Source organism: Moraxella canis (assembly GCF_034424565.1).
Classification (GTDB): domain Bacteria; phylum Pseudomonadota; class Gammaproteobacteria; order Pseudomonadales; family Moraxellaceae; genus Moraxella; species Moraxella canis.
The window spans coordinates 1,112,153-1,132,416 of record NZ_CP139961.1 but is presented as its reverse complement, the minus strand read 5'-3'; the positions used below and the strand labels follow the sequence as shown (position 1 = coordinate 1,132,416).

The window sequence follows — 20,264 nt, the reverse complement described above, 5'->3', positions numbered from 1 at the left end:
TAATCATCAAGACTGATCAAAGATGCGTCCTTCAAACTGCTCAATCAAAGCACGCTCTTCATCAGACCACGGCATCTTCACCATGGCTGTATCTGTGCGTACGATGACCGCCTCACCGCTTGCGACCAAGGCTTGCTGGGCTTGGCTGTACATGACGTATTCTTGGACGACGCTGGTGCTGCCCAAATGCTTGATGCGCACGCCAACCAGCAACGTATCAGGATAGACCACAGGGCGACGGTACTGCATGGACGACCCTGCCAAAATCGTCAATAAATCCTCGCGCGCTGCCATAAAGCCAATCGCACGCATATAAGCGATACGCGCCGATTCAGCATAGCGATAATAAGCCACATTATTGACATGATTAAAGCCATCCATCTCACCCCAAGCGATCGGCTGCACATGGATGACAGGATAGTCGCGCAGTGGCTCGGGTCGGTCATCACCCGTCAATATCGGCTCAAACGCACCTTCAACTTTTAGCATCTTATTTCCTTATCATTTGGTTAATGAATTACTACAAAGTAGCTGCAATGTGTGATCAATACTAGGTCTATCAAGCCTGCGGCGGCTTATAACCTGCTGGCTGTTCATACTCACCATTATCCAAAAACTTCTCGCGCTGCTCATTGAGATATTTTTTGGCTTCTGGGTCAATCATGCTCAGATGCTTTTCATTAATCAGCATGGTCTGCAGCTCAAGCCATTCATTCCATGCTTTGGCAGAAACTGTATTTTGAATTTCTTCACCTTTGGCATTGGGAAAGGGTGGATTGGGGAGCTTTGGCAGGTTTTGTTGGTATTTACGACAAAACACCATGTGGTCAGCAGGATTAAAAGTTTGCATAATGTTCTCACTTATCAAAGGGATATGAAAGATTATAGCAAATAATCAGCGATGATCGCCAAGGATTTTGTGAAGCTTTTGCAAAGATGCTATGATACGCTTTTATGTTTGGAGAATATCATGGGAAATCGCTTATCAAAAATCACCACACGCACCGGTGATGACGGCACGACAGGCATGGCGGATGGCTCAAGACTGCCCAAGACGGATTTACGATTTGATGCGATGGGCGTGGTTGATGGCTTGAATGCGCATCTTGGGCTATTGCAAGCCTATGTCAAGGAGGCTTCTGCTGAGATTGACCGACAGATCAGCGTCATTCAGCACAAATTATTCAATATCGGCGGTGAGATCGCTCTGCCGAATCATGCTGACATGGGCTATATCGCCATCACAGAGGCGGATGTGCAGGCGCTTGAGGCATGGATAGAGGCGCATAATGAGACATTGCCTTTTTTAAAGGAGTTTATCCTACCGGCAGGGTCGGTCGCCACCGCCCAAACACATGTGGCGCGCGCGGTGTGCCGTGATGCCGAAAGAGCCACACTTCGCCTCGCCAAACGCGACGGTAACATCAGCCCAAACACCCTTAAATACCTAAACCGCTTATCGGACTATTTGTTTGTGCTTGCGCGCGTCATCGCTCGCATAGATGGTGGCAGCGAAGTGCTGTGGCAAAAATAATCAAAACTCAGGCACGCTGCTTTCGCGGCTCAAGCCATAGGTACCAAAGCTTGTGCCAGTCAGCGCCTGCGCTGTTTGTCTGCCGATATATAAAGGATAGGACTGCTGATTGGTTTGGCTGATTAATTGGACATAAGGATGGGTAAACGGCTGCTCTTGATAATTTTCAAAGCGCTTAGCCGCCTTATCATAAGAGACGCCATGCCGTTTGGCTTGATGGGCAACGCGCTCATCAAGCGTCATTTTGGGAATGGCGCGATAATAGTGCGCATACCCTTGGATGTCGCTTGGCACAGCGCGAATGCGACTGATATGGATATAATCCGTCAAACGCTCAAGCCACTTGCCTAAGTTCAGCGCCTGCAGCGCCTGCTCAGTCGGTGCAAAAATACGGCATTTATACCCCAAATATGCGATGTTTTTATCAGCGATCGCTCGATACTGTGGAAATGACACGCCATACCCAACCTTGTCTTGCTCGTCTTTTTGCTCAACAAAAGCCAGATGAAGCTGGGTGTAGAGCTTGCTCCACACCGCATAAGGGGAGATGTCCGCCTGAGGAATTAAGGTGATTTCTTGATAAAATTGCATTATTCTTTTCCACTTGCACCAAAGACACCGCCACGAACCAAAACTGCCATGACATAATGCTGATTTTCTACGCTTGGCTTATCATCTTTTAGCACCCAGCCATCAAACAAGGAATAAAAATCTTGCTTTTGCTTAGGCTGACGAAACGCCACACCCATCGTAGTCACTGCACCATATGGCTCAACTGCAATAGGAAATTCAGCTTCTGGGTACCATGTATCAATCGTACGAATGGCATTGCCAATTTTTTGGGAATGGATGCCTGCTTTGTCATTAATACTATACAAAATCTTGCTTTTGGTTTTGCCTGTATCCAAAATCAATTCTTGCGATGGATACACTTCTTGACCAAACCCGACAATCGCTTCTGCTTTGATATTTAAAATAATAAATGCTTGATTGGTTAAACCTTGTTCGATCCAATCGGCTAATGTGCTCAATTCTTTGCTTTGTGTCTCAAAATTATGAATCGAGATACTTTTTGCATCAAAAGTTAAAGTCTGCTCTTGATCTGCCAATTGACATGTGACACTGACCGTAATTTTTTCGGCACCGACACGGTTACGCCACAACCAGCGTGCGTTAGCGATGTTGGTTGCATAGCGGTGCGCCAATTCACTCACTCCATGTTCTTCTAGATACCCTTGTACCACCCCCAAAAGCTTGGCTTGATAAGCTTGGTCATTACAGACATTGGGCTTGCCATCAAACGGTAATACCTTACATGTCCATGACACAACCAAAGTATCATTTTCTTCCAATAAAGAGGCTGAGTCCACTTTTTGTAGATTGGCTTTTTCGATTTCGGCATCCAGCTTGGCAGGATCATTGGTAATGGTGTTTTTCAGGCGGTTGCTGATTGTGCCACGGACAGATTTTTCTTGGATACGCACAGGAACGACCCTGCTTTGTTCGTCTTTGCTATTTTTTTGTGCCATAAAGCCGTCAGAAATATCCAAATTACGCTCAAATGCCAGTACGCTTGCAGTCGTTAATTTACTCATAAGATAACTCCATTTCATTAATTAAGGTTAAAATCATAATGATTCATTTTGTGTCAGCAGATATAGACCTGTTTCGTCATACTGTTGTCGCCAAAAGGCAGTTTCGATGTCGTCTTTTAGGTGATGTGGGTACACCCACTTACCCAAGCCATATACTACTTCGACATACTGACTTGGGTACTCTGGGTTGCGCACATGAGCCATTTTGCCAGCTTCGAATTTTTCACTGATCGCCTGATAACCCATCGGCATGGGCACAATCCAGCCATGCCCTGTCTTGATCGACTGGGTATGCCATTTGGTATTGCCATCCCTATCCATCTCAGGTAAATGATGTAATGTACACACATCAAGCAGCACATCTAGCGGTGTGGCTTTTGGATTTGAGATTTGAGCTTCATCAATCATTTCGCTGAATTCAGAGCTTGCATCCAGTAACACAAACGCAGGCATCAAAAGTGGTACCATCTGATGCATATTTTCAAGAGCAAAATACTGCACAGGATGGGTTTTGGCGATACCCATCACATTACCGCCGGCAATACGCTGCCTAAAGATCGCTTGCGACAAGAACTCGGTTAGCTCTTGACTTAGCTTGTCCGAAATCAAGTCCGACGCTATCACTTCTACAGCAAAACTCATCACCAGATTACACTTGCCTTCTTCCACAATAGACGCTGTACTGCCATCTTTTTTGAGCGGATTGCGGGTTTGATTAAAGGTATAATCACGAAATTTACTTGCTCGATAAGTTTTGGGTGTGCATTCATAACAAGCAACTAACACGCCGCCCAATGCCAAATCAGCAAATCGCTCATCTGCCATCAGGGTGCGTGATAAGGCATGAAATGCCCCTGTGATGCCCGTCACTGAAGGAAAACCGTAAGTCAAAGGACTAGAAATCGCATTGGCATCACAAATCACCACTTTGTGAAAATACACGCATCCCACCACGAATTTATCACTCATAAAAACACCCCTTTACCTGAGCGTTCATAAAATTTTTGCATCTCTTCGATTTCTCGTTGCCATTCACTGTATTCTGCGTCAGCAAACTCAAATTTTAGCTCCTTTAATGCCGTACGCAATGATTGATTAAACCACGACGCAAAATCTTCTAAAATCATCTTCTGCCAGTCATTCTTAGCTTTTTCGCTGGCAAACTCAGCTTCACCGTCCAAATCGCCACGATAAGGATCTAGCCATATTTTTTGAGCAAGTGGCAGAGCATACTCCTTTGACCAACCGGCTGGTTTATTTTGTAATTGATGAGCGATGGCAAAAATAGTATGTAGCATGCGGTCTATGGCATCTTTGCGCTTATCTCGCACAGTGACAATATTTCTGGTATCTTTAACCACTTGAATGACATATTCAAAATCATCTTGGGTAGAATGTCTTAAAGCTTTGCTATCAAAAAAGTTTTCACAAAACTTGGATAAGGCAAATTCGCGACCTTGGCTAATTTTGGGTGGCAGCGATGGCAATAAATAATTACGCCCGCCTTGTCGGCTCATCAGCTGACTGATGTTTTGAGGTTTTGAACCACCCAATTGTACGGTCGCCAAATTCGGTATGCTCACATAAGGTGTGTGCACAGCATTGGGCTTAAAACGATTTTCTAATGCTTTTTTATTTTCTTCAGAATATCTTAATTCGTTAATTTTTAAATAGACCGCATAAGTCAATGCTGATGGGTACAATGGGATGATATTGATGTATTGCAGTTCATCTAAATGATTAACTGTATTATCATTAGTTAACCAAAGCATTTGTTTATTGCGTTCATGGGTCGCTGGATTTTCCATTGTGCTTTGTAAAACGTGTTTAAAGCATGCATGATAATGACCTGCCATCTCTTTATCATCAGACAAAGATGCGATAAATTGCTCATTATCGGCTAAAATCAAATCACGCACTTTTACGCCTTGCCCCACATCAAAATCAAAAAATGATGCCAGCGGCAGAGCTGCTGCGTTGCCATTCGCATCTAATGCAGGATTGGCAAGACTATGTGTACCAACCAAGGTATTAGGTCGTTGTTGTTTTGGGATAAAATTGACATTATCACCTTTGGCATCAGGATGAATGCCTTTGGAAATGTGCGTTCCAAATTTAAGCTGTTTTGCCATCGTACCTGCTGCTAGATCAAGCCAGGCAATTTTCTCAAATTTTTGCTCAATTTCTTGAATCTGCGCTTGAAGCTCGATCGCCGTAGTCGTATCGCCATCTTCTTGAGCTCTGGCAAGCTGTTTTTGCAATTTTTCTGTCTTGATTTCAATTTGCTTTTGCAGAAATCGACTGACTGAGGTTTTGGCAAGGTCGTCTGTTATCATCACGAAAACTTCCTTATGTTTATTTATAATATAAATTAAATCACACTTAAAACATAAAATCAACCGTAATATCTTAATTTAATAAATACCAGATAAAAGGTTAAAATACTCATCTCTACCGTAAAGGTGGCTTAGAAAGTAATATCTTAAAGCAAACTTTTCAACCGCACAGGTTGCTTAATGTGGTTAGGAGCCAAGCCGCTCTGACACCACACCTAAAAATGGGCAAAAATACCATTGAGCCTGATTGCTATCTAGCACCACTTTGCTAAATTGTATTGCCACATAAGACAAACTATGCTCTGGCAAATGTGTATGCAGCCGCTGAATTTCATCGTACACATCTGCCACCAGCCAAGTGCTGATTTGCGCATGGTTATAATCAAACTTCAGGGATTGAATATAGCTATTGTGCTGATTGGCATTTGCCAAACCTTTTTTGTGAATATCTTCCATAGCGTAGACATTCAATTCATCACCTGGCTCATCTGTGGCCTGATGGGGTATCACCACCCACGTATCGTCTTGGTGCGCGCTATGACGAAATGGCGATACTTGCTGCAAATGAGTATGTATCCGATTAGACGCTCCCGCTTCTCGCCAATAAGCATTGACATAATTGGTTTTACTTACCCCAAATAAACGATGCATCAAACCATGCTCCAGCTGCTCCAAGCTTTCAGGCTTATCCTTGATGGTATCTGCCCAAATACGGGAGCAAGCGTCAATGCAAGATAAGCTATTATCACTCATCAATGCGGTCATTTCGTGTTTTGTCAGCTTATATTTTTCGGTTTCAAAGCCAGGCTTGGTAAATATAAGCCCATTGGTATTTTGTAACGCACGAATATTTTTATTCAGTATTAAGATATTGGCATCGGCTGCCTGTTTTTTGGGTCGATGGCGCCATACTCGACCAGCCAACTGGATGATTGATCGCATTGAGCTTGGCTCAACAATCGCCCAATCATAATCATGGTCGCGCCCTACTTCTGCCACAGGTGTCGCTAGCACCATAAAAAGATGCTGTTTGGCATGACTTTTTGCCATTTGTTCACAAATCTCATCATGCGTAAAAAGCAGCTGATCATCTTGTTCACTGCGTTTTAGGATTTTATCCAAGGCATATTCCAAACGGTTTCGCAAAATCAAAAGCTGGCGCGCGTGATAGCATGCCACATGGATGTGCGTATCTTCATCCACTTGCGCCTCTTGTAAATAAAAGGCAATGCGTGTGAGCTGTTTGATATTGGCAATGCGCACCAAGCCAATACTGGCGCTTTTGCCTGTTATTTTATCAAGCGTATGATGTCTATGATGGAGCCGAGTGGCTCCGTCGATGATGTTTTGTGCCAATTTGCTATAAAATTCGGCTTTTTTATCTTGATGATATGCGATAGCCAGCGGCAAAATCTCAGCTTTACGGCGGATGGGCTGCTGCTGCAAAAATTTCACGCGCTTTTTGACAAAGGCTTGGTGCTGCTGCCTAAAGCTGTCTATCTCGCCACATGAAGCGACCACCGTGCCATTTTTTTGTTCATCAAACCATGCGCATACCACTTGGGGCGTGGGTTTGTTTTGGCTTTGATTGAATATTTTGCGCCCCGCCAAATAACTTTCAAACAATCCAGCAATCAAATCAGGGGGCAGCGTCGCCGATGATAGCAGCACCTTTGAACCAAACACGCCTGCCAAATGTACCAGTCGCGCCAATGCAGGCAGATCATTATGATCAAAATCATCAGGCTCATCCAAGATCAAATCACTGCTCAGCAAGCGAAGCATGGGAGCAATGTAGCCACCGCCTCGCTGACACTCGCTTGCTTGCATCAGATGATCGATGGTGCAAGTCACGATCGGCGATAACAGCAGCTTGCTTGCTTTATGATCAGCCAACAAAGTATCCATATTCAGCTTCGCCAATCCAAGGTGAGTAGTATGATAATCGGGCGAATAATCCACAAAACCCTCTACCAGATCATCTGCCGATTCGCTACCCCAAGCTGTCCTTGAGTCATCTTGATGTTTTTGCTGCTCATTGATTTCAAATAATTGTCGGACGCCACCACCGCCCACCAAAATCGCCAATTGCTCATCATCCAGCTGCAAATCCTGACGTAAGCTTAGACCTGTTTGTAAGGTCAATACGCGCAATCCTAATGCAATGGTAAATCTCGCCCCTTTTTTACTATCTGACAATCCATACATAATCCGAGCATTGCAAATTGTCTTACCGCAGCCAGTTGATGCCATATTGACCCCAAAAAATCCGTGTGTATCACTGTCAACTTGCACACTTTTGGCGGTTTTAAAGGCATGATTTTGCCAAATAAATCGGTCAATATTGATATTTTTGCTTAATGGGCGATGCTCTAGTAGGGTCGGCAGCTGCTCACCAATAATCGGCAAATGGCGTGCAAAATGAGCAGTAAATGAAGCCACCCCCACCAAATGCTCATCCAAAAACTGCTTGGGCTGTCTTGTTTTACGGTCAGTATTGGCAAGCAGATCCAGAGTGGATTTTGTGATAGCACGGCGTTGGTCGTTGTCTTTTAAGGATGAATAATTATGGTCACCCACCATTAAGCACAGCCGAGATAAATATAGCAAAATGGCATTATCGATCGGCTTATTTTGAGCGGATAGCTGCTGCAGGCTTAGATCTTGTCTGGCTTTTTTTGACCAGCGTTTTAGACTACTTTGCCAAGCTTTACTGTCAATCACGCATTGGCTAAATTGCCAAAAGTCAGTCAAAGACTTGCCGCCAGTTTCAAGTGTTTTGGGATTTTTTACCCAATAATCATGGGCTTTTAATTCAGCATACACTTTGCTCAAAGACCGCTCAAAATACAGTCGTGATGTTGGGTTATATTGAAATTGATGGCGCTCTTTTTGACCTAAAAACATATCCGTCAAAGGCGGTAAACGGTGGTGACTGACAACAAGCCAAGCCAGCCATTGACCTAATGGCGGTAATCGAGATAAGTCGGCGTATTCTAACTCATTGGCTTTTAGATAAGTGTTTAATGCGCCTATTTTTTGGGCACTCAGCCATTCATCAATGCGCCCAAAGCGCTCTAGCCACTCATGATCGGTTTGGCAATCTTGGGTCAGCCAAAGCAGGATTTTTAGCGATATCCATTCATGGCGATAAGGGTCACCTTGCGTACTGCCTTGTCTTAGCTTATGCTGAAATCCAAGCGTGGATTTGCCCAAATCATGCAATAGCGCCGCCAAAGTCGCCATAATCTGAATAGCGCTGATATATTGCCAGTCATTTTGCCATTCACTGTGTAGAATATTACGGCGTGTCCAATTCACAGGCACCCAGCCCCATTCATTAAACTTATGACGATTACCCACGATCCATAACAGCTCGCTGTGCTTGCGCGTATGGAAGCGATAGCAGCTGACGGCGGTGTTTTTACTTGCCGTGCGCGCTAGTAGCTTTTTGACCATGGCAAGCCCATCTTGGGTGATGACCGTCTGCCATGTGTTATCGCCAATCCGATTGGCAAAGGCATCTAGCACAAGGCGTGTACGCGCCAGCGCCTTTTTTTCACATTGGGAAATAAAGGTGACGATCATTTTATTGCCCTTGTTTAAAAAATTGCGACGCCGATTTGACTTGCTCGAACATAAAATCCAGTGCTTTATGCTCCGTGAATTTTTGTAAGACTTTTTGACGAAATTCTTGTTCGCTAAACTCATCTTTGGCGCAGACAAATGCCCACGGCAGCACGATGGCATCTTTGACCAAATCCGCCACATCAAAGACGAGTGCCCCGCGCCGAGTCTTGCCATGCATCACCGCAAATCCATGCGGAATGCCAAGCACCCACAAAGTACATGCACCAAGCCCGTACGCCAGATAATTACCATGATTCAAAAAGTTATTGGCGTCGTCACCTGCATGAAAATTCCGCTCAAAAGACAATCCGCAATGGGTCGCTGCGTATTTATACAACTGCTTGGTCAGCAGCGCTTCAGCCAGCAAAAGGTCAGTGACGCTGGTGACTTGGTGAATTTTGTGGTCAAACGCCACAAATGCCTGTGCCAGATCACGATCACTGACATCAAACCCAGCCTCTTGCAGCTGTTTGTCTTTTGACCAGATTTTTTGGATGAATGCTAGACGCTTTTGTTGAAACTCTTTGGCGATGATCAGCCGCTTTTGGTCATCAAACCAAAAAGACAGCCAACCTTGGACATAGTCGGTCGGGCGATATTCACTTTGAGGACTTAGCCATTCAATTTCTGCTCCTGAAAATAATGGCGTCGCCCCACCACCACAAAACCCCACCAAAACCCCTGCACTGGCAAGCATTCGCATGGCGGCTTGGGTGATGGATGTCCCTGTGCCAAGCAAGATGACTGTGGTATTGGCGATGGGGATATTATAATAGTGGTTTTCGTATTTGGTTTCGGTGAGATACAGGATGCGCCCATCTTTTTGCATGACTCGGCAATGCTCAAGATAAAATACGTTGGCGCGCTTGGAGTGCAAAATTGCCTTAAGATCCGTGGGTTTGAGCGTATCCATGACGTCAATTTCCTTAATGATGAATTTAATTTAATCACACCCATTATAGCCTGTCAAGCGATGATGCGACCAAATTATAAGCTTATATTATCCATCTGCCATATCAGTTATGCTATACTAAATTTGACATCAGATGATGATGGGTGTAAAAAACCTTTATTTTTTTAACTATTTAAAAACTTAATAAAATCAATAAGTTATAACTAGTCAACTTTTGATTGGATAAAAAGGGTCAATCCATCATAAATGGCTGTTATTTCTTAATTTTTTCGGTTATAATTACTCTTCACGACCGCATAGGTCGCTTAGAAAATGGTTTCTGTGTGCGCTCTGATTGCTCGCTTCTTCACGACCGCATAGGTCGCTTAGAAATTGTATTTATACTTTAGAAACAAGGGAACTATCTTCACGACCGCATAGGTCGCTTAGAAATGTCACTAGCTTTAGGTAGTGACAGGTGCAAACTTCACGACCGCATAGGTCGCTTAGAAATTGTATTTATACATTAGGGATAACTGGCGGATCTTCACGACCGCATAGGTCGCTTAGAAAGTGGCGAGCATTGGGAATATCGCGAGCAACTTCTTCACGACCGCATAGGTCGCTTAGAAATCCAGATAGTCTCCGAATTCGCTGATGTGTAATCTTCACGACCGCATAGGTCGCTTAGAAAATGATCTTCTCAATCTCCTGTTTACCGAATGGCTTCACGACCGCATAGGTCGCTTAGAAAACCATCTTTCGCGCATTGGGGATAGCGTAGTCCTTCACGACCGCATAGGTCGCTTAGAAATTTAGTTTAAAAAAGATCTTTACCTTGTTCTACTTCACGACCGCATAGGTCGCTTAGAAAAACTCTTCGCCTGTCAGTTCATTTAGTGCAGACTTCACGACCGCATAGGTCGCTTAGAAATACCATCATTTTATGGCAAAAATACGCCAAAACTTCACGACCGCATAGGTCGCTTAGAAAACTAAGCGATTTCATCACATAGAAAAATCAAACTTCACGACCGCATAGGTCGCTTAGAAATGAAGTTCCTGCGTCTGCTCTGTCAAGTACTGCTTCACGACCGCATAGGTCGCTTAGAAAATAATGTTCGGTAAAGGCGATTAAGCAGATTTCTTCACGACCGCATAGGTCGCTTAGAAATAATACCCACGCACACCCCCATTTTCATTGCCCTTCACGACCGCATAGGTCGCTTAGAAAAAATCTTGATAAATGCTCAAGCGTAATTTTTGCTTCACGACCGCATAGGTCGCTTAGAAAATCAACCACAATCATAAATTTCTTACGCTTAACTTCACGACCGCATAGGTCGCTTAGAAAATCAACCACAATCATAAATTTCTTACGCTTAACTTCACGACCGCATAGGTCGCTTAGAAATTTGCAATCCCCCAAAAAAAACCGCCAAAGGACTTCACGACCGCATAGGTCGCTTAGAAAAAGAGCGGTTCGGCTAGCTAAATTTTGAAGTGCTTCACGACCGCATAGGTCGCTTAGAAAATTTGATTTAAACTCACCTTCCAAAATGCAAGCTTCACGACCGCATAGGTCGCTTAGAAAATCATTTGTAGCATTAACAACATTACTAACTTCCTTCACGACCGCATAGGTCGCTTAGAAAAGTGGCGGATTTTTTTAGGCGAATTTAAGCGACTTCACGACCGCATAGGTCGCTTAGAAATACGCAAAATGCCAAGTATGTCGAAGCAGAAGCTTCACGACCGCATAGGTCGCTTAGAAAAAAAAATCTTGGAATGCTGTCAAACGCCGAAAACTTCACGACCGCATAGGTCGCTTAGAAAAAAGATCGCCATCACGAAGTCATACACCCATTCTTCACGACCGCATAGGTCGCTTAGAAATCATAGCCCCAAGAACAAGTAAAAATATCGTCCTTCACGACCGCATAGGTCGCTTAGAAAAATGGAATCGTTCTTATTGCGGCGGCTAAGCTCCTTCACGACCGCATAGGTCGCTTAGAAATCGTCTTTTGACCAAGGCATTAACTTGTCTTTCTTCACGACCGCATAGGTCGCTTAGAAATGTGTGTGGCTGTGTGTAAATGTGTGTGTAAACTTCACGACCGCATAGGTCGCTTAGAAAAGTAAATCAAAAACAAAACCTTTGAAAATGTTTCTTCACGACCGCATAGGTCGCTTAGAAAAAGAGAAATTTTTTGAAAGATTTAGTGAGATTCTTCACGACCGCATAGGTCGCTTAGAAATTGTGTATCGCCCGGGTTAACCTTCATTTGCACTTCACGACCGCATAGGTCGCTTAGAAAAAAACGCCATGACTTGCGCCAGTAACAGGCATCTTCACGACCGCATAGGTCGCTTAGAAATGTCTGACGAAAAGTCAAGCCAGAGATGTGCACTTCACGACCGCATAGGTCGCTTAGAAAGTTTACCCTTGCTGTTTTGCCTAAATAAAGACCTTCACGACCGCATAGGTCGCTTAGAAATAACTTGGCAATTTTTTGCCAGAAATGGTAAACTTCACGACCGCATAGGTCGCTTAGAAAAGTGGCGGATTTTTTTAGGCGAATTTAAGCGACTTCACGACCGCATAGGTCGCTTAGAAATACGCAAAATGCCAAGTATGTCGAAGCAGAAGCTTCACGACCGCATAGGTCGCTTAGAAAAAAAAATCTTGGAATGCTGTCAAACGCCGAAAACTTCACGACCGCATAGGTCGCTTAGAAAAAAGATCGCCATCACGAAGTCATACACCCATTCTTCACGACCGCATAGGTCGCTTAGAAATCATAGCCCCAAGAACAAGTAAAAATATCGTCCTTCACGACCGCATAGGTCGCTTAGAAAAATGGAATCGTTCTTATTGCGGCGGCTAAGCTCCTTCACGACCGCATAGGTCGCTTAGAAATCGTCTTTTGACCAAGGCATTAACTTGTCTTTCTTCACGACCGCATAGGTCGCTTAGAAATGTGTGTGGCTGTGTGTAAATGTGTGTGTAAACTTCACGACCGCATAGGTCGCTTAGAAAAGTAAATCAAAAACAAAACCTTTGAAAATGTTTCTTCACGACCGCATAGGTCGCTTAGAAAAAGAGAAATTTTTTGAAAGATTTAGTGAGATTCTTCACGACCGCATAGGTCGCTTAGAAATTGTGTATCGCCCGGGTTAACCTTCATTTGCACTTCACGACCGCATAGGTCGCTTAGAAAAAAACGCCATGACTTGCGCCAGTAACAGGCATCTTCACGACCGCATAGGTCGCTTAGAAATGTCTGACGAAAAGTCAAGCCAGAGATGTGCACTTCACGACCGCATAGGTCGCTTAGAAAGTTTACCCTTGCTGTTTTGCCTAAATAAAGACCTTCACGACCGCATAGGTCGCTTAGAAATAACTTGGCAATTTTTTGCCAGAAATGGTAAACTTCACGACCGCATAGGTCGCTTAGAAAAGTGGCGGATTTTTTTAGGCGAATTTAAGCGACTTCACGACCGCATAGGTCGCTTAGAAATACGCAAAATGCCAAGTATGTCGAAGCAGAAGCTTCACGACCGCATAGGTCGCTTAGAAAAGCATTGGCACACTTACGCACCAAATGACGCGCTTCACGACCGCATAGGTCGCTTAGAAAAATCAAGCATTTGCGACCCCCTAAAAAATAAACTTCACGACCGCATAGGTCGCTTAGAAAATCAGCTCTAGCCATCAAATCAAAGCAAGCAGCTTCACGACCGCATAGGTCGCTTAGAAATGATGATGCCACTCATCAGCTTTTGCAATCATCCTTCACGACCGCATAGGTCGCTTAGAAATCTAATATTTGCGACTACAAATTTTCAATTATCTTCACGACCGCATAGGTCGCTTAGAAAAAATCCCAAGGCATGCACCCGCTGGTCGTCGACTTCACGACCGCATAGGTCGCTTAGAAAATCACGCACCATACGCGCATAATCAAGCTTTTCTTCACGACCGCATAGGTCGCTTAGAAATACAATTATTGATACTCAATCTGAAAAGTCTGCTTCACGACCGCATAGGTCGCTTAGAAATGACGGTGATATTAAGGAGTTTGACTGATGCACTTCACGACCGCATAGGTCGCTTAGAAAATAGGTATTTGACAGCATTGCCAATGTTGAAACTTCACGACCGCATAGGTCGCTTAGAAAGCGCATGGCTTGCCAGATAATGGGCTAGTACTCTTCACGACCGCATAGGTCGCTTAGAAATGAGTAAGTCAAAAAACTACTTAACTAACGCTCTTCACGACCGCATAGGTCGCTTAGAAATACGCCCTCATGGGTGCTATGGTCGGCTCCAGCTTCACGACCGCATAGGTCGCTTAGAAAAATATATCGCAGAGCGAATAGCGTATCGCCTACTTCACGACCGCATAGGTCGCTTAGAAACGATTTGGCAAATCGGCAAAAACGCGCGTCTTTCTTCACGACCGCATAGGTCGCTTAGAAAAGCACCAGCGCCAAAAGAACCAACGCCCAAACCTTCACGACCGCATAGGTCGCTTAGAAATTTAGAGCGTTGGACTGCTTTAACCGAACAATCTTCACGACCGCATAGGTCGCTTAGAAACCAGTTCACAAGCTATCAGCCCCAGTGGTACACTTCACGACCGCATAGGTCGCTTAGAAATTTGGAATTTACTTTACAACCGCTTTGTGATTCTTCACGACCGCATAGGTCGCTTAGAAAACTCACAGAAGTTAGGAAATTGAACATACATACTTCACGACCGCATAGGTCGCTTAGAAATTCAAAAATAGCGAAAATAAGCGTTTTTAGCGCTTCACGACCGCATAGGTCGCTTAGAAATTCAAAAATAGCGAAAATAAGCGTTTTTAGCGCTTCACGACCGCATAGGTCGCTTAGAAATACAGGGTCAGTATAGCCCTTATCCCACCCATCTTCACGACCGCATAGGTCGCTTAGAAAATGCTTATGATTATTATCACCAAGATTTTCTACTTCACGACCGCATAGGTCGCTTAGAAATGGCATTAATCAAAGCTATACGATTCGATCAGCTTCACGACCGCATAGGTCGCTTAGAAACCGCCTGATAACTCAAAGCAATGGCGGTGGGTCTTCACGACCGCATAGGTCGCTTAGAAAATTATCATTCATTGGGTAACCATGACTAGAATCTTCACGACCGCATAGGTCGCTTAGAAATTTTGATGCCATTGGTTGCCCAGCGCCTGCGCCTTCACGACCGCATAGGTCGCTTAGAAATGTCTTGCCCATTGCCACGCGCCTTTTTTCGACTTCACGACCGCATAGGTCGCTTAGAAATAAAACGGGTATGTTTGTTGTTTTTGAGAACACTTCACGACCGCATAGGTCGCTTAGAAATAGGCACACCATTAGAAACGGTGTACGTGTGTCTTCACGACCGCATAGGTCGCTTAGAAATTATAAAATCGCAGAAAATCACCAAAAATCATCTTCACGACCGCATAGGTCGCTTAGAAAAAATCGCCAAAGATGCCTTTGATCAATTAAAACTTCACGACCGCATAGGTCGCTTAGAAATTATAAAATCGCAGAAAATCACCAAAAATCATCTTCACGACCGCATAGGTCGCTTAGAAAAAATCGCCAAAGATGCCTTTGATCAATTAAAACTTCACGACCGCATAGGTCGCTTAGAAACCAAAATCGCACCCACCAAGCAGATGATAAAACTTCACGACCGCATAGGTCGCTTAGAAAATCTGCATTTTTATACGCTGCGTCAAGCTGAACTTCACGACCGCATAGGTCGCTTAGAAAGCGCATGGCTTGCCAGATAATGGGCTAGTACTCTTCACGACCGCATAGGTCGCTTAGAAATGAGTAAGTCAAAAAACTACTTAACTAACGCTCTTCACGACCGCATAGGTCGCTTAGAAATACGCCCTCATGGGTGCTATGGTCGGCTCCAGCTTCACGACCGCATAGGTCGCTTAGAAAAATATATCGCAGAGCGAATAGCGTATCGCCTACTTCACGACCGCATAGGTCGCTTAGAAACGATTTGGCAAATCGGCAAAAACGCGCGTCTTTCTTCACGACCGCATAGGTCGCTTAGAAACCAGATCTAATGCGATCTTAATTTCCTTGACACTTCACGACCGCATAGGTCGCTTAGAAAGCTGAAGTGAGCTTTACGATCCAGCTAAGGGGCTTCACGACCGCATAGGTCGCTTAGAAACCATGCAAACGACACCGTCCATTTGCCATAGGCTTCACGACCGCATAGGTCGCTTAGAAATGACAGACGAGCGGATTATAGCAAAGTGATCACTTCACGACCGCATAGGTCGCTTAGAAAAGTATGTGCGTCAGTGGCTTTTTTTATCTCTTCTTCACGACCGCATAGGTCGCTTAGAAAATCAACGACAACGTCCAAGGAAAGTTTAATCTCTTCACGACCGCATAGGTCGCTTAGAAAACGATTCTTCTGAGATTCTTTCTGCTGCTCGACTTCACGACCGCATAGGTCGCTTAGAAAGTTTACCCTTGTTGTGTTGGTGTTTAGATAAACTTCACGACCGCATAGGTCGCTTAGAAAGTCTTAAAAAAAGGGGAAGTGGAATTGAGGGGCTTCACGACCGCATAGGTCGCTTAGAAAGAAATGATTACCGCAGGCGATACAGAGCAAGACTTCACGACCGCATAGGTCGCTTAGAAATATAAAAATTTACTTATTGCTAATGCCCGCTTCTTCACGACCGCATAGGTCGCTTAGAAACCGTCAATCTTTGCTCCGTCCTTACTGTAAATCTTCACGACCGCATAGGTCGCTTAGAAAAAAAAGCCCTAGAATTGATGGTGTCGAATCCTTCACGACCGCATAGGTCGCTTAGAAAATCCGTCAATTTTTTTCTATCAGATCTATCAACTTCACGACCGCATAGGTCGCTTAGAAAACACAGGTGGCAGCATGAACGATCGCGATTATACTTCACGACCGCATAGGTCGCTTAGAAAATGTTTTGTCTCCTTAAGTTAATCCGTGATTGCTTCACGACCGCATAGGTCGCTTAGAAAACGCAAAGCCTTTATCTGTAAGGCTTTCAGACCTTCACGACCGCATAGGTCGCTTAGAAAACACAGGTGGCAGCATGAACGATCGCGATTATACTTCACGACCGCATAGGTCGCTTAGAAAATGTTTTGTCTCCTTAAGTTAATCCGTGATTGCTTCACGACCGCATAGGTCGCTTAGAAAACGCAAAGCCTTTATCTGTAAGGCTTTCAGACCTTCACGACCGCATAGGTCGCTTAGAAAATTGCGCCCGTGCGTTACTTCTAAAGCCCGAACTTCACGACCGCATAGGTCGCTTAGAAATTTGGCGAGCAGGGCTAAAAGACGGCAATAGTCTTCACGACCGCATAGGTCGCTTAGAAACTGAAGGCATGGTTGGTATTGTGCTGCAAACGCTTCACGACCGCATAGGTCGCTTAGAAAAAGATGAGATGGCGCAGCTTGAGGATGAATATCTTCACGACCGCATAGGTCGCTTAGAAAATTATGTTGGTGATGACGGAGCGATCATACTACTTCACGACCGCATAGGTCGCTTAGAAAATAATGAATTTGACAGTAACGGGGATGTCATCTCTTCACGACCGCATAGGTCGCTTAGAAATTGGCGGTTTGGGTTGCCTAAGCGTTATTGCTCTTCACGACCGCATAGGTCGCTTAGAAATATTTGGGGCGGTTAAAAATCAGTACTCAAGGCTTCACGACCGCATAGGTCGCTTAGAAAATAATCGTCGGTCCATTTCTCGCTGACTGCGACTTCACGACCGCATAGGTCGCTTAGAAAAATGACCCTGATAAACCACGCAACGGCATTTACTTCACGACCGCATAGGTCGCTTAGAAAGTCTTCATCAGCAAATGCCCCTGCGTACAAACCTTCACGACCGCATAGGTCGCTTAGAAAAAGCAAGGCGGTGTGTGGGTATATGCAGAATACTTCACGACCGCATAGGTCGCTTAGAAATTTCTTAAAGTCACCATCATTTTGATAATATTCTTCACGACCGCATAGGTCGCTTAGAAAACCGAGGGTGCGCTAAGCTTGAAAGAGCGTAACTTCACGACCGCATAGGTCGCTTAGAAAATGATTACTTTTAACGCCTTATCTAGCGTCGGCTTCACGACCGCATAGGTCGCTTAGAAAAAAGCCGTGTCATTTGTCGTAGAAAGCGAGCTCTTCACGACCGCATAGGTCGCTTAGAAAAATGACCCTGATAAACCACGCAACGGCATTTACTTCACGACCGCATAGGTCGCTTAGAAATGTGCGTTCATCATAGACCATTGTAGCGGAACCTTCACGACCGCATAGGTCGCTTAGAAAAATCAATACAAAAGCTTCTGTAATGATTGAGTCTTCACGACCGCATAGGTCGCTTAGAAACAATGCTTTGTTTAATCTAAAAAGAAAACCAGCTTCACGACCGCATAGGTCGCTTAGAAATTTGCGTTCCTATAAGGGCGTTACTCTTATAGCTTCACGACCGCATAGGTCGCTTAGAAAATGAGCTTTACGCTATCATTGACCTGCTCGCTCTTCACGACCGCATAGGTCGCTTAGAAAATTCTGCTTGTTTAATGTACCCCTTGCCAAAACTTCACGACCGCATAGGTCGCTTAGAAATTAGCAGGGGGCTGTAATGCTGATATACGTTTCTTCACGACCGCATAGGTCGCTTAGAAAGATCTGGTGACTTCAATGGTTCGGACATGGCCCTTCACGACCGCATAGGTCGCTTAGAAACTTTGCAATCCCCCCCAAAAAAAACCGCCCAACTTCACGACCGCATAGGTCGCTTAGAAACCCCGAAACCCCCCATTCATCTGTCACTAGTTCTTCACGACCGCATAGGTCGCTTAGAAAATTGAGTGTCTCAACAATCATATACAAGGTTTCTTCACGACCGCATAGGTCGCTTAGAAATAGAATGTCACGCACAGGCTGCCAGAGATTGACTTCACGACCGCATAGGTCGCTTAGAAAAAGATGATGAGCGCAGTTTCGCAATTGTGCGTCTTCACGACCGCATAGGTCGCTTAGAAATCTTCAAGCTTTGCTTTGGCTTCTTCAATTTGCTTCACGACCGCATAGGTCGCTTAGAAAAATGTATGCCGTTGAGCGTGGCAAGGGTAACTCTTCACGACCGCATAGGTCGCTTAGAAAAAAGACTGGCACAAGAATTTTGAATACAAAGACTTCACGACCGCATAGGTCGCTTAGAAAGTTTACAGACGCAGATAAAACCGCCCTTTTTTCTTCACGACCGCATAGGTCGCTTAGAAATCCCATATTAAAACGTCGTTTTGATAAATCGACTTCACGACCGCATAGGTCGCTTAGAAAAAAAAATAGCAAAGACCCCCGCCAAGCCTATCTTCACGACCGCATAGGTCGCTTAGAAAATTTTTACGAAGTCTTTGTAAACGAAGTAGGGCTTCACGACCGCATAGGTCGCTTAGAAAATTCTAGGCGCTATGCCGAAGCCTTTGGAGTGCCTTCACGACCGCATAGGTCGCTTAGAAAAGTGGCATTTTCGCACCATGCCCTAAGAAAGACTTCACGACCGCATAGGTCGCTTAGAAAAGAACGCTCAGACAATGCTACAATGATCTATCCTTCACGACCGCATAGGTCGCTTAGAAATCTGACTGTCTGCGCCTTTGATATCGCTTAAATCTTCACGACCGCATAGGTCGCTTAGAAATTGAGTACCAAGCAATAAGAAATGATGATGCGCTTCACGACCGCATAGGTCGCTTAGAAACATCATTGCACCAATGCCACCATCCGCCACCACTTCACGACCGCATAGGTCGCTTAGAAAAATCCGCTTTCACCTATGCCAAACTTCAAATACTTCACGACCGCATAGGTCGCTTAGAAAAGTCTTGGGCGGTTAATGTTTTTTTAGATAAACTTCACGACCGCATAGGTCGCTTAGAAAACGACGGTGTGCTGACGCACTAGCCAACACGGCTTCACGACCGCATAGGTCGCTTAGAAACACTGCCACAATCAACCAAGGGTCAATCATCACTTCACGACCGCATAGGTCGCTTAGAAATTTTGAGTTAAGTGCGTTTAAATGCTTAAATACTTCACGACCGCATAGGTCGCTTAGAAATCGATAACCCCCTGTCACCGCCCAATGGCAGGCTTCACGACCGCATAGGTCGCTTAGAAAACCAACGCTAGGTGCGCTTGAGCTGTTAGTT

General features: G+C 44.7%; 9 protein-coding genes and 1 CRISPR repeat array (1 of these 10 cut by a window edge). Of the genes, 1 reads left to right on the top strand and 8 read right to left on the bottom strand.

Translation table 11 applies throughout. The annotated features are described in order from the left end of the window. Positions 1-6 precede the first annotated feature (6 nt). Positions 7-489, bottom strand: a complete 483-nt coding sequence (locus U0021_RS05090; protein WP_114800707.1) for an acyl-CoA thioesterase — start codon at positions 487-489, stop codon at positions 7-9. Between the two features lie 70 nt (positions 490-559). Next, a complete protein-coding gene (locus U0021_RS05085; RefSeq protein ID WP_078255927.1) occupies positions 560-850 on the bottom strand; it encodes an oxidative damage protection protein in 291 nt (96 codons plus the stop codon). Positions 851-970: 120 nt separating this feature from the next. On the opposite strand from U0021_RS05085, the gene U0021_RS05080 reads away from it, so the two are divergent. Further along, positions 971-1,534, top strand: coding sequence for a cob(I)yrinic acid a,c-diamide adenosyltransferase (locus U0021_RS05080; protein WP_114800716.1), 564 nt, complete (start codon positions 971-973; stop codon positions 1,532-1,534). On the opposite strand, the gene cas6f is transcribed toward U0021_RS05080, so the two are convergent. The 6 genes from cas6f to cas1f form a co-directional block, all read right to left on the bottom strand. Further along, the gene (gene cas6f / locus U0021_RS05075) at positions 1,535-2,125 is read right to left on the bottom strand and encodes a type I-F CRISPR-associated endoribonuclease Cas6/Csy4 (RefSeq protein ID WP_114800708.1); all 591 of its coding nucleotides are present in this window, start codon (positions 2,123-2,125) and stop codon (positions 1,535-1,537) included. Next, positions 2,125-3,129 (bottom strand): type I-F CRISPR-associated protein Csy3, encoded by a 1,005-nt coding sequence (gene csy3, locus U0021_RS05070; RefSeq protein ID WP_114800709.1) that lies wholly within the window; start codon positions 3,127-3,129, stop codon positions 2,125-2,127. The genes cas6f and csy3 overlap by 1 nt, the downstream gene beginning before the upstream one ends. A 33-nt stretch (positions 3,130-3,162) precedes the next feature. Continuing rightward, complete coding sequence (gene csy2, locus U0021_RS05065) at positions 3,163-4,098, bottom strand: type I-F CRISPR-associated protein Csy2 (RefSeq protein WP_114800710.1); 936 nt, start codon at positions 4,096-4,098, stop codon at positions 3,163-3,165. Continuing rightward, positions 4,095-5,465, bottom strand: a complete 1,371-nt coding sequence (gene csy1, locus U0021_RS05060; protein WP_114800711.1) for a type I-F CRISPR-associated protein Csy1 — start codon at positions 5,463-5,465, stop codon at positions 4,095-4,097. Before csy1 ends, csy2 begins: the two co-directional genes overlap by 4 nt. A gap of 186 nt (positions 5,466-5,651) precedes the next feature. Next, positions 5,652-9,053, bottom strand: a complete 3,402-nt coding sequence (cas3f, locus tag U0021_RS05055) for a type I-F CRISPR-associated helicase Cas3f (RefSeq protein WP_114800712.1) — start codon at positions 9,051-9,053, stop codon at positions 5,652-5,654. Between the two features lies 1 nt (position 9,054). Beyond that, positions 9,055-10,008, bottom strand: a complete 954-nt coding sequence (cas1f, locus tag U0021_RS05050) for a type I-F CRISPR-associated endonuclease Cas1f (RefSeq protein ID WP_114800713.1) — start codon at positions 10,006-10,008, stop codon at positions 9,055-9,057. 284 nt (positions 10,009-10,292) lie between these two features. Beyond that, a CRISPR array of direct repeats spans positions 10,293-20,264; the repeat unit is 28 nt; unit sequence CTTCACGACCGCATAGGTCGCTTAGAAA; it runs 269 nt beyond the window's last position.

What these genes read in the sequence shown, in the direction of transcription:
- U0021_RS05085 (WP_078255927.1), bottom strand. Translation starts at nt 850, where the DNA reads ATGCAAACTTTTAATCCTGCTGACCACATGGTGTTTTGTCGTAAATAC.
- cas3f (WP_114800712.1), bottom strand. Translation starts at nt 9,053, where the DNA reads ATGATCGTCACCTTTATTTCCCAATGTGAAAAAAAGGCGCTGGCGCGT.
- cas6f (WP_114800708.1), bottom strand. Translation starts at nt 2,125, where the DNA reads ATGCAATTTTATCAAGAAATCACCTTAATTCCTCAGGCGGACATCTCC.
- csy3 (WP_114800709.1), bottom strand. Translation starts at nt 3,129, where the DNA reads ATGAGTAAATTAACGACTGCAAGCGTACTGGCATTTGAGCGTAATTTG.
- cas1f (WP_114800713.1), bottom strand. Translation starts at nt 10,008, where the DNA reads ATGGATACGCTCAAACCCACGGATCTTAAGGCAATTTTGCACTCCAAG.
- U0021_RS05080 (WP_114800716.1), top strand. Translation starts at nt 971, where the DNA reads ATGGGAAATCGCTTATCAAAAATCACCACACGCACCGGTGATGACGGC.
- csy1 (WP_114800711.1), bottom strand. Translation starts at nt 5,465, where the DNA reads ATGATAACAGACGACCTTGCCAAAACCTCAGTCAGTCGATTTCTGCAA.
- csy2 (WP_114800710.1), bottom strand. Translation starts at nt 4,098, where the DNA reads ATGAGTGATAAATTCGTGGTGGGATGCGTGTATTTTCACAAAGTGGTG.
- U0021_RS05090 (WP_114800707.1), bottom strand. Translation starts at nt 489, where the DNA reads ATGCTAAAAGTTGAAGGTGCGTTTGAGCCGATATTGACGGGTGATGAC.